7 protein-coding genes are annotated in these 12,212 nt (G+C 45.4%); 2 read left to right on the forward strand and 5 right to left on the reverse strand.

What is annotated here, in order from left to right; translation table 11 throughout:
* Positions 1-114: 114 nt before the first annotated feature.
* A complete protein-coding gene (locus tag J4N42_RS17990) occupies positions 115-1,263 on the reverse strand; it encodes an iron-containing alcohol dehydrogenase (protein WP_252034027.1) in 1,149 nt (382 codons plus the stop codon).
* Between the two features lie 207 nt (positions 1,264-1,470).
* On the opposite strand from J4N42_RS17990, the gene J4N42_RS17995 reads away from it, so the two are divergent.
* Positions 1,471-2,355 carry an AraC family transcriptional regulator gene (locus J4N42_RS17995; protein WP_252034028.1) on the forward strand — a complete coding sequence of 295 codons (885 nt, stop codon included), beginning with the start codon at positions 1,471-1,473 and terminating at the stop codon, positions 2,353-2,355.
* Positions 2,356-2,724: 369 nt separating this feature from the next.
* Positions 2,725-5,877: a chitinase C-terminal domain-containing protein gene (locus J4N42_RS18000; protein ID WP_252034029.1), complete on the forward strand. Its 3,153-nt coding sequence runs from the start codon at positions 2,725-2,727 to the stop codon at positions 5,875-5,877.
* Between the two features lie 169 nt (positions 5,878-6,046).
* On the opposite strand, the gene glgC is transcribed toward J4N42_RS18000, so the two are convergent.
* The 4 genes from glgC to pfkB form a co-directional block, all read right to left on the reverse strand.
* Entirely contained in the window at positions 6,047-7,261 is a 1,215-nt protein-coding gene (gene glgC / locus J4N42_RS18005) for a glucose-1-phosphate adenylyltransferase (RefSeq protein WP_252034030.1), read from the reverse strand.
* 197 nt (positions 7,262-7,458) lie between these two features.
* Positions 7,459-9,342, reverse strand: coding sequence for a diguanylate cyclase (locus J4N42_RS18010; protein ID WP_252034031.1), 1,884 nt, complete (start codon positions 9,340-9,342; stop codon positions 7,459-7,461).
* Positions 9,343-9,507: 165 nt separating this feature from the next.
* The gene (fruA, locus tag J4N42_RS18015; protein WP_252034032.1) at positions 9,508-11,241 is read right to left on the reverse strand and encodes a PTS fructose transporter subunit IIBC; all 1,734 of its coding nucleotides are present in this window, start codon (positions 11,239-11,241) and stop codon (positions 9,508-9,510) included.
* A gap of 11 nt (positions 11,242-11,252) precedes the next feature.
* Complete coding sequence (gene pfkB / locus J4N42_RS18020) at positions 11,253-12,212, reverse strand: 1-phosphofructokinase (RefSeq protein WP_252034033.1); 960 nt, start codon at positions 12,210-12,212, stop codon at positions 11,253-11,255.

Below are 12,212 nucleotides of genomic sequence, written 5' to 3' on the forward strand. Positions count from 1 at the left end.
AAGCGAATAATCCTACAGAATAGATACAAAAACAGCGCTTGGAGTAAGCGCTGTTTTATTCTAACTAAATGTAAACTTTATGCGACTGTTATTCTCATCTATGAGAGAAAACTGTTAAGCGATCGCTTCAGTTAAAATCTCACGGCTCTTTTCTAACGTAATAGATTGGTTTTCACCGAGTACTACCATGCCGTGTTGAGTCAGTTGATCAATGACTGCATCAATTGCTGCTGCCTTATCATTGCCGTGCTCGGTCAGTTTAGTCGGAACATTTAACTGTAGGTAGAACTGTTCGATAGCATCAATAGTGCGCTCTGCTAGGTCTTCAGACTTGTCTAATCCAAATACGTTAACGCCCATTTGTTCAAGTTTAGCGCGTTTGTATTGAAGTTGATTACGCAGGAGTGACGGTTGAACGATCGCTAGAGAGCGAGCGTGATCAACGTGCCATAGCGCAGTGAGCTCGTGACCGATCATATGCGTAGCCCAGTCTTGTGGAACGCCGCTGCCGATTAAACCGTTTAGAGCTTGGTTCGCTGACCACATGAGATTCGCGCGCCATTCGTCGTTGTCGCGTTGCTCAAACTGCTCACCGAGTGATTTTAAGCTACGAAGGAGAGTCTCAGCATAGCCATCTTGTACCATCGCATTGGTTGGTAGCGTTAGGTATTGTTCACATACGTGTACCCAAGCGTCGACAATACCGTTGATAAGCTGCTTTTCAGGTAGAGACTTCATTACATCTGGATCAAGCACAGCAAATTTAGGTTGTACCGCTGGTGCTAGAAATGCAAGTTTGTCTTGCGTTTCAGCTTTGGTGATCACTGCGCCCATGTTGGACTCAGAACCTGTTGCGGGTAGCGTTAGAATTGCACCGATCGGTGTCGCATCTGTTACCTGATGATCGCCCGTTAGAATATCCCAACCTTCGCCATCATATTTCGCTGCTGCTGCAACGTATTTAGAGCCGTCAATGACTGAACCACCGCCAACAGCAAGGATGTAGTCGATACCATCTTGTTTCACGATAGCCACGGCTTTGTCGAGCGTTTCTTTGGTTGGGTTAGGTTCTACACCTGAAAACTCTTGCCACGTGTGAGATTCTAGCGCCTTAGCGACTTGGTCATAAACACCGTTGGATTTGATTGAACCGCCACCATAGATAACTAAGACTTTTTCAGTCGTTGGAATAGACGATGCGACAGTCTCAATTTGACCTTGACCGAAGTGAATTTGAGTTGGGTTAACGTACGAGAATTTCATTATTTGAACCTCTTGCTTCCAGTGGATGGGCTTTGTTGTTATGCCTTATTTACGCGCCGTGCTGTAAATCTGAGCGGTAAATAAATTCTATGTTGTGCATATTAGTATTGAAAACTGAGTCATTAAAGGCTGATTTGTGGAATTTACTTGCCTATTTCTACATGCTTGGTATTTTGAATACTTCGTTCCAACCAGAAAAGATCACCAATGAAATTACAGCAGGCAATGCAACGATACGCCGATACCGCAGGGTTAAATGAACTGGAGGGGGTGTGTGAAACCCAGCTTCCGGGTGTGTGGTTTTATCGCAGCAGCCAAGGTAATAAGCGCCAGCCATTTGTCTATCAATCTGGGATCATCATTCTTGGCCAAGGTAAAAAACACATTCACATGGGCGACAATGCGGTGAAATACGGGGAAGGTGACTACCTTGTCGTTGGTGTCCCTATGCCATTGGAGTGTGAAGCGTTTCCAGAAGAAGACAAACCTCTGCTCGGTATTTCGATTGATATTCCGGCGACTCTGCTACACAAATTAGTTAATTCACTGGAAAAGATGTCAGTGGAATGTACACCAGTTAAAGAGCACAAGGCTTGCGGGTTAGAGTCGGTATCTATGGATGAAGCCATGCTTGATTGCTGTACTCGATTGGTGAATGCGCTGTGTGATCGCGCAGAAACAGAAATTTTAGGGCACTCAATCATTGAAGAGCTCGTCTATCGTGCATTGAGAAGTCCAAAAGGGCACATCTTATTTGAGTTAGCGCACCAAGAAGGTCAGTATGCTCGAATTGCCAAAGCACTGAGTAAAGTACACAGTAACTATGATGAAGTGTTGACGGTTCAGTCTTTGGCCGAAGAAGCCAGCATGAGTGTGTCTGCGTTCCATTCCGCTTTTCGCGCAGTAACACTTGAATCACCTTTGCAATACATCAAAAAAGTCAGGCTCACACGAGCTAAAGAGCTTATCCATGGCGAGGGAAGACGAGTCAGCGATGCCGCTAGGATGGTTGGTTACAGCAGCTCTTCTCAGTTCAGCCGTGAATACAAAAGGCACTTTAATGAGACTCCGAAAGGGATGAAAGCGAGTTGATTGAAAAGGGGAAAGAAATTCCTACAAGATTACTGTTTTATAACAATCAGCATTTCTGCATACTATGTTTAACCCCTATAGAGATCTAGTCAGTCTCTGGTAACTGAGCCCATATTTTATTTTGAAATATGGGCTTTTTTACGTTCGTTTCTTTCTCAAAATTTGGTTATTGATGCAAAATAAGTAGCCTTATGTTGCATTCATGTAGCAGAGAATTGCGAGTGATTGTATAAAATATACAAATGAAATCACGCAATTTAAAGATCTTTCCTATGGTTTCTTCGGGCTGGATTTTAAGTCTAATGACACTTCGAGCTCACTAGATTTTATTTCACTAACAACGTCGAAACTACAAAGGAACGAGCAATTATGCTTATAACCAAAGGAAAGGTCGGGCAAGGGGTCTTTACCCTCAGCACTCTGACCGCATCGTGCCTAATCGCTTTCAATAGCTACGCAGCAGTTGACTGTAGTAACTTGCCTATTTGGGATTCAGGAACGGTTTATACAGGAGGTGATCAAGTACAACACCTAGATACAGCGTATAAAGCGAATTATTGGACACAGAACAACAACCCTATAGATTTTTCTGGGGATTATGCGCATTGGTCAGTGGTTGATAGCTGTTCAACTACGGGTGGTGGTACCAACGAACTACCTGTCGCTACGTTAACTTCGCCCCAGATGTCAGATTCCATTGTTGAGGGTGACACTGTCACTATATCCGCGTCAGCTTCAGACAGTGATGGCACCGTAAGCCGAGTTGAATTCCTAGTTAATGGCGTATTAGTCGGTCAGTCAACTTCGTCGCCATATTCTACCAGTTGGACTGCTGTCGCTGGTACACAGCTGTTTAGTGTCGTAGCGTACGACGATCAAAATGCAGCCAGCAACGAGAGTTCTCTTTCTCTGAATGTTGAAACAAGCGGGCCAGTCAATGTGCCACCGGTCGTAGATGTGTCGGTTTCTACTACAAGTGTCGAAGTAGGCGAAGTGGTTTCGTTAACCGCAAATGCTTCCGACAGTGATGGGAGCATAGAAAAAGTCGACTTTTTTGTTGCTGGATCATTAGTCGGTACGGTGGCTACAGCGCCTTACACCTTTAACTATACAACGTCTAAAGTGGGGGCCTTGGCTGTTTACGCTAAAGCAACGGATGATCGTGGTGCGACTACTGATTCATCGGCGACAACGCTTACTGTAAACGGATTGCCAACGACTGCTAATTGTCGACCAGATGGCCTTTATCAAACTGAGGGGGTCAATGTACCTTACTGTACCGTCTATGATGAAGAAGGTCGCGAGCTCATGGGAGCCGATCATCCACGACGTGTTATTGGTTACTTCACGAGTTGGCGCGCAGGTGACGACCCACAAGCAGCATACTTAGTAAAAGACATTCCATGGGAACAGCTAACACACATTAACTATGCGTTCGTAAGTATTGGGGCTGACGGTAAAGCCAACATCGGTGATGTGAATGATCCAGAGAATGCGGCAATAGGAAAAGAGTGGGCTGGAGTGGAAGTCGATCCGGCACTTGGCTTCAAAGGGCATTTTGGTGCATTGGCGACTGCGAAACAAAAGCATGGTGTAAAAACGCTTATTTCGATCGGTGGCTGGGCTGAAACTGGCGGTCATTTTGCCAGTGATGGTACTAGAGTTGCAGATGGTGGCTTTTATACGATGACCACTAATGCAGACGGTTCTATCAACCACCAAGGCATCGAAACATTCGCCACTTCAGCGGTTGAAATGATGCGCCAATACAAATTTGATGGATTAGACATCGACTACGAATACCCAACTTCAATGGCGGGTGCGGGTAACCCTTACGATAAAGACTTTATGGAACCACGCCGTAAATATCTATGGGCGTCTTACCAAGAGCTAATGAAAGTTCTACGCGAAAAAGTGGATCGAGCTTCTGAGCAAGATGGGATTCACTACATGCTGACGATAGCGGCGCCTTCTTCAGGTTACTTGCTCCGTGGTATGGAAACGTTCGATGTGACCAAGTATCTCGATTACGTGAACATCATGTCTTATGACTTACATGGCGCTTGGAACGACCATGTGGGACATAACGCTGCGTTGTTTGATACTGGTAAGGACTCCGAGTTAGCCCAGTGGAACGTATATGGCACAGCGGCTTACGGAGGAATCGGTTATCTGAATACGGATTGGGCGTATCACTATTTCCGTGGCTCGATGCCAGCTGGGCGTATCAACATTGGTGTGCCGTACTACACACGCGGCTGGCAAAACGTGACGGGTGGTGAGAATGGTTTGTGGGGGCGTGCACCTTTACCAAATCAGAACGAATGTGCAGCCGGTACCGGTGAAGGGGAAAAGAATAACTGTGGTTACGGTGCCATGGGTATTGACAACATGTGGCACGACAAGGATCCAGATGGCAGGGAAATGGGGGCTGGCTCTAACCCAATGTGGCATGCGAAAAACCTTGAGAAAGGCATTTGGGGCTCTTATGCAGCCGCTTACAATTTAGATCCTATAACCAATCCAATTGTGGGTACCTATACGCGCAACTACGATAGTGTGGCTGTGGCGCCTTGGCTATGGAATGCAGAGAAAAGTGTATTCTTGTCAACAGAAGATAAAGCGTCTATTAACGTGAAGGCCGACTATGTCATCGATAAAGAAATTGGTGGCATCATGTTCTGGGAACTCGCGGGTGACTACAACTGTTATACGCTCGATTCAGCGGGCAACCGAACTGGAGTCGATGAATCTGAGCAGGCATGTAATTCGGGCAATGGTGAATATCACATGGGTAACACTATGACCAAAGCCATTTACGAGAAGTTTAAGTCGGCAACGCCATATGGTAACAAAGTGGCGACCGGTGCTATTCCTGCTGAAGCGTTAGATATCACCGTCACCGTTGGTGGATTCAAAGTGGGCGATCAGAACTACCCAATTAATCCAAAAGTGACCTTTACCAATAATACGGGTCAAGCGCTGCCTGGCGGAACTGAATTCCAGTTCGATATTCCTGTATCAGCGCCGGACAACGCAAAAGATCAATCTGGTGGCGGCCTTTCCGTAATCGCGTCAGGGCACTCACGCTCAGATAACATTGGTGGCTTGGAAGGACCAATGCACAGAGTCGCTTTCTCATTGCCATCATGGAAAGATCTTCCGAATGGTGGGAGTTATGAGCTTGATATGGTGTATTACTTGCCGATTTCTGGCCCTGCTAACTACACCGTTAACATAAATGGTGTTGACTACGCATTTAAGTTTGAGCAACCCGATCTGCCAATCGGCGATATTTCATCTGGGAATACGGGTGGAGGAGATAATGGCGGAAATACAGGTGGAGGTGATAACGGGGGTTCTTCTGGCACCGTCACAGCATTTGAGCCTGGTGTAACTCAGCCAAAGAATGGTGAAACGTACTCGTACAACGACAAATGTTTTACGGCGAAAAACAACCCTGGTAGCTGGGAAACACCAACGCAGTCGAATTGGTTCTGGGATGAAGTGACTTGTCCATAACCTTTACGGTGGTGTGTAATATAGATTGTTAACGCAATTAAGAACAGGCCTTAGTCGTCCGACTAAGGCCTGTTTTTTTCATCCATTGAGAATCCAAAACTTTGTTAAGCTTTTGTATTTAAATAAAATCATCCATGGTTACGGTGTAACTATTTGGCCGGGGTTAACTTTAAAACTGATAGCTCTCTGGTATAACAACTATGCCTTTTTCTGAAATATGAAAACGCTTTTGGTCTTCCAGCTTATCAATCCCAATTGTTGTGTTCGGTGGAATACTAACGTGTTTATCGACGATGCAATTGGCAATGATGCAACCTTCACCAATTTCGACTTCATCAAACAAAATACTGTCGGTGACCGTGGCACTGTCGTGAATTCTAACGTTAGATGAGATGATCGAATGTTGAACAGAACCGCCTGAGTTAACTACGCCGTTAGCAATAATAGAATTGATAAATATGCCTTCATTTCCGGTAGCGGAAGAGACAGTGCGTGCCGGAGGGAACTGAGCCTCATAGGTTCGTATTGGCCAATTGGGTTGATACAGGTTCATAGGTGGGACTGGTTCGAGCAGGTCCATGTTTGTTTGATAGAATGAATCGATAGTCCCCACGTCTCGCCAATAACAGTCTTTAGCTACACGTCCTTTATCATTGCCAAATTCGTATGCGTAGACAGACTGTTGGTCGATCAATTTAGGAATAATGTCCTTTCCGAAGTCGTGGCTCGAATAAGAGTTCTCAGAATCTTCGATAAGTGCTTGTGTCAGCGTAGACATGTTGAAGATATAGATACCCATTGAGACTAAACTGCGCTCTGGGTTATGTGGCATTGCGGGTGGGCTTTCTGGTTTTTCGACGAACGAAATGACGCGTTTTTGCTCGTCGGTTGCCATTACGCCAAACTCAGAAGCGTCTTGCTTTGGAACGTCCATACAGGCAACCGTCAATGAAGCGCCGTTTTGTTTGTGCTCTTCTAACATCGACGCATAATCCATTCGGTAGATATGATCGCCAGAGAGTACAACAACGTATTCGGCATTACTGCGTGATAGGAGCCACAAGTTGTGGTAAATCGCATCGGCAGTTCCTTCGTACCACTTTCCACCTTTACGCATTTGAGGAGGTATAACGGAAATGTATTCACCAAGCTCTGGGTTGAAAATAGACCAACCATCACGCAAGTGCTTCTGCAGTGAATGAGATTTATATTGGGTCAATACTAGAATTTGTCTTAACCCTGAGTGCAAACAATTGGTTAAGGTAAAATCGATGATTCGATACTTACCTCCAAATGGAACGGCAGGCTTAGCGCGGTTATCTGTCAACGGACTGAGACGAGAGCCCATTCCTCCAGCCAAAACGACGGTTAGTGTATCTTGCATCGACATTCTCCCTGTCTTTGTGCATTTTATTGATCACTTAAGGTGCTCATTGCAGCGTTATAAAAATTTTCACTAAATGAAACTTCAAAAAATAGGCCAGAACCATTTTCGTTGAGTTTACTGGGGTGGGAGAGAACTAGTGGGTTGAATTGCACCAAAGGAGAGAATGGGATGGCTCGATTTGGTGCATTAAGGATTCAGGCAATCTCGTTGATTTGAGCACTCGAAAAAGTCGATATGCAATTTCGACCAGATGTTTTAGATTGGTATAGCGCGACGTCAGCACGCTTATAAGATTCTTGTACTGAGGACTTAATATCGGTAACACCGCCGCTAATTGATACTTGCTCACTGTGGGCAAGATAGACAGAGGTTCTTAAACGATTAAGAACGATCTCCGCTTCGTCTAAGTGGGTATGGGGCATAATTAGCGCATATTCTTCACCACCAATACGGGCTAAGAAATCGGTATCACGGATTTCACCCAGCAGCGATTTCGCTACAGATTGAATAACACGGTCTCCCTCATCATGACCCAACGCATCGTTTATCCGTTTGAAGTGGTCAATGTCCAATACGGCGAGGCAGGAGTGATTAGTATCAGGGTAACGCTCAACCAATCGACACTCATTTTTTAGCTCGATGTCGAACTTACGACGGTTCCACAACTTACTTAATGCATCGCGCTCGCTTAGTTCACGTAACCGATTCTCGAGCTCTTTACGGTGAGTGATATCTACAAAGGAAGCCACGTAAAACTGAATGTCGCCATTTCGATCTGTGACGGTTTGAATTCTTAGGATTTCTGTGATGTACGAGCCGTCTTTGCGCTTATTGGTGACTTCACCTTCCCACATCCCTTCGCTAGTTAGTGTTTTCCACATGTTCATGTAAAACTCTTGCCTATGCTTGCCAGACGCAAATAGAGAGGGCAGTTTGCCTTTTACTTGTTCCAATGTATAACCGCTCAAGCGAGTGAACTCTTGGTTAACTTGTACAATGCGGTTGTTTTTATCGGTGATCACAACCGCAGACATGCCATTCATCGCAGCGCGAGCGATTTGGCTCTCAATGCTGTTTTTTTCGTGGTTGATGTGCCAAGCCATAAACACCACCGACAAAAAGAAAATCAGTAAGTAGGTGGTGCTGGCGAGGATAGCGAGGTCGGTGATTTCGTCTGACTTTAATGCGTCAATGTAGGACTCGGGGACAACAATTAATAGGATTAGCTTTTCAGTGATGGTGTTCACTGGCAGTTTTAGCTTTTGAAATGCCCACCAGTTCCCTGCATTGTAAACAGCCCCTGAGTCGGCGCTTTGTACGTGTTTCCATACCGCTGGGTTGATGTCACTGAGATGAACATCTGTATCACTTGAGTTCTGTATGTCTGGGTTATTGCTGCGAATATAATAGCCGCTGGCATCTAACATATCAGGACGATTGGTTGCAGTACCGGCGTAGGTGAGTGCCTTGAAGATAGCATCAACATTAATGTCGGCTACAAAGTAGCCCAAACGTTTACCACCGATATCAATGGGCGAGGTGACGCGTTCAGCAAGGCTTGTGAAGCCTGAATTTTCATTGCGATCATTACTGCTGCTGTAGGCCTCGACGGTTTTCGGGGCAAGAAGTTGAGCTTTCTGAAAGTAGTCCTGTTGCGAGTCGTTGTTCAGATGATCTTTAGCAACAATTTCGATACTCGAACCACGTTGATTGATGCGAACGATTTCATTGCCTTGCGCATCTACTAATTTGAGCAGTGAATAATAGCCTTGGGTTTTTGCCGTTAGAATCCAAAGGTCTTGTAGCGCTTCAATATTGTAATTATTCGGCTTCGTTATTGTGTTATAGAGTAAGCCGTTACGTGCCAATATTCCGATTGAACGTCGAATATTGTTAGTGGTCGATTTCAGCGCATTCAATGTGAACTCTATTTGTGCTTGAGTTTGGCTGCTTACTTTATCTTTGGCGATGGAGTCAACTTTGTTCAGCTCTGTGGTGAAATAGATAGTAGGGACGACAGAAAGCGCGATGAATACCAAAGCAAATTGAGCAATAAAGCGAGGGATTCGACGGTTCATAGGATGATTGGCAAAGTTAACAAGTCGTTTATTGTACCAATCTCACACTTTTGTATCTGTGATTTAAGTGGAATATCAGTAGATTAAGATCGTTCACGATCGTTATAAGAAAAGGGCTTCCAAATGGAAGCCCTTTGAGTACAAGTTACTACAGGTTATGGGGGATTATGCTGTAGCCGTACTGCGAGATTGAGTATCTTGCTTAGATTTCAGGAATGCGTAACTAAAGCCAGTTACCGCTGTACCTGCTGCAATAGCCACTAGATACATCAATACAGGGCTGATTGCATTTGGAATCAGTAGAACAAATAGGCCACCGTGAGGTGCCATCAATTGCGCACCAAACAACATTGATAGCGCACCAGTTAATGCACCGCCAATCATACAAGTAGGGATCACGCGCATCGGATCCTTCGCTGCAAATGGGATAGCACCTTCTGAAATAAAACATAGACCTAGTACGAAAGAGGCTTTACCTGCTTCGCGTTCGCCCGCTTCAAACTTGTCCTTTGCCAGGAATGTTGCTAGGCCCATACCAAGTGCTGGAACCATGCCCGCAGCCATGATTGCGGCCATTGGTGCGTATGTTTGCGACGCTAATAGGCCAACACCGAACGTGTATGCGGCTTTGTTTACTGGACCACCCAAATCGAAACACATCATAGCGCCCAGAATAATGCCTAATAACACAGCATTTGATGTGCCCATGTTGTTAAGGAAATCTGTCATTGCTGACATGATGCCAGATACAGGTCCACCAACAATGTAGATCATCACTAGGCCAGTAATAAGGCTGGCAATAAATGGAATGATCAAGATTGGTTTCAATGCTTCCATGGATTGAGGAAGTTGTACTTTGTCGGCGATAAGTTTTGCCGAGTAACCTGCGATAAAGCCTGCTGCAATACCACCAAGGAAGCCAGCACCAGTTGAGCTTGCTAGCATACCGCCAATGAGGCCAGGTGCTAGGCCTGGACGATCAGCGATAGAAAACGCTATAAAACCGGCCAGTACCGGAATCATCAAAGCAAATGCAGAGCCACCGCCGATGGTCATTAACGCTGCTGCTAGAGTGCCTTCTTCTTTAAACGCTTCGATACCGAACACGAAGGATAAGGCGATAATCAAGCCACCAGCTACCACGACTGGTAGCATATGCGATACACCGGTCATAAGGTGTTTGTAGACACCTTTCTTCTCTTCTGATGCAGGCTTTGATTCCGCTGAACTCGTAAAGACAGTAGCAGAGTCGAATGCTGCATTGATCTCTTGCTCAGTTTTCTTTAGGGCTAGACCTGTGCTGGTCTTGTAAAGTTTTTTGCCGTTAAAGCGATCTAGTGGCACTTCAATGTCGGCAGCAATGATAACCAGATCGGCTTGCGCAATATCTTGTTCAGTCAGTTGGTTTTTGGCGCCAACAGAACCGCGCGTTTCAACTTTAATCTGATGGCCAAGACGTTTTGCCTCTTCTTCTAACGCTTCAGCAGCCATGAATGTATGCGCGACGCCTGTCGGGCAAGCGGTGATAGCGACAATGTTAGAGGTTTTCTCTAATGTTGGTTCTGTGGAGTTCGACTCTATGGATTCTGATAGTACTTGTGCGCTTTCAACCGCGTTCTCTAGGTACGACTTAGGGTTGTCAATACAGGTATTGATCTCAGAGCGGTACACTTTTTTACCAATGAAGCGACTGTCGTTAATGTTAGCGTTTGCAGCTATAACGATCACGTCCGCTTCATCAATTTGTTCCTGAGTCAGTGGTGGGGAGTCAATAACACTAGATTGACGCTCTACAGAAGCATTCCATTGAAGAGATTGTGCAGCCTGTTCAAGCAAACCTGCTGCGATGATGCTGTTTGCAACGCCGCTCGGGCATGCAGTAATAATCGCAATTTTCATAGTCTATACCTTTAGTCCTGATTTGTTTCTTCTGTAGATAGCGATATAAGCTCTACTTGTTGTTGTATTTGTTTGATACGTGCTGTTGATTTTGCACCAACGCCGATTTGTTCAACTGCATGAGCAGACAAGGCTGTAGCGAAGCTAAGTAGTTCCTTAGCTGGCATTGATTGCATTTGACCCCAGCAAAAACCCGCTACCAGCGTGTCACCGGCACCGACGGTGCTTACAACTTCCATTCTTGGCGGTTTAGCACTGAGGTGAATGTTGTCAGCAAGCCAAGTCACACCATGCTCGCCCATAGAAACGACAATATTATCTATGCCACTTTGGGTTAGTGTGTTTGCGGCATTCAGGCAGTCCTGCTGGCTATGGAGTGGGGAACCCACTAAATCAGAGAGTTCATGTTCATTGGGTTTTATCATCCAAGGTTTCGCTTTCACTCCTTCAACAAGTGCATTACGGCTACTGTCGAAGATGACTTTCTTTCCAGCGGACCTTAGTGTGTGAATCCATCCATTGATATGCTCAGTCGTGACACCTTTTGGAGCGCTGCCAGCTAACACAAAGAAGTCGTGGTCTTGCATCAACGCTTCAAGCTGTTTATCGAAATCTTCGATGGCTTGCGCACCTACGTTCACTCCCGGGAAGTTGATGTCGCTTACTGAACCATTTTGCTCAACCAGTTTGACATTGATACGCGTCGATCCTTCAACTCGAACGAATGCGTCAATCGCATTCATTTCATTGAACAGTTTGGTAAACAGTTCTTGGTTATCTTGGCCTAGAAAACCAGTAACGGTGACTTCGGCACCTAGGTCGGAAAGTACTTGCGCTACGTTGACCCCTTTTCCTGCTGCGTGAAAGTCACTAGATTCTACGAGGCTTACTTCTCCGACATTCAGCCTTGATAGACTTCCTGTAAGGTCGAGTGCTGGATTTAGGGTGATAGTAACAACTTTATTCGTCAT

Origin of the sequence: Vibrio sp. SCSIO 43135 (genome assembly GCF_023716665.1) — a bacterium.
GTDB classification, from domain to species: Bacteria; Pseudomonadota; Gammaproteobacteria; order Enterobacterales; family Vibrionaceae; genus Vibrio; species Vibrio paucivorans.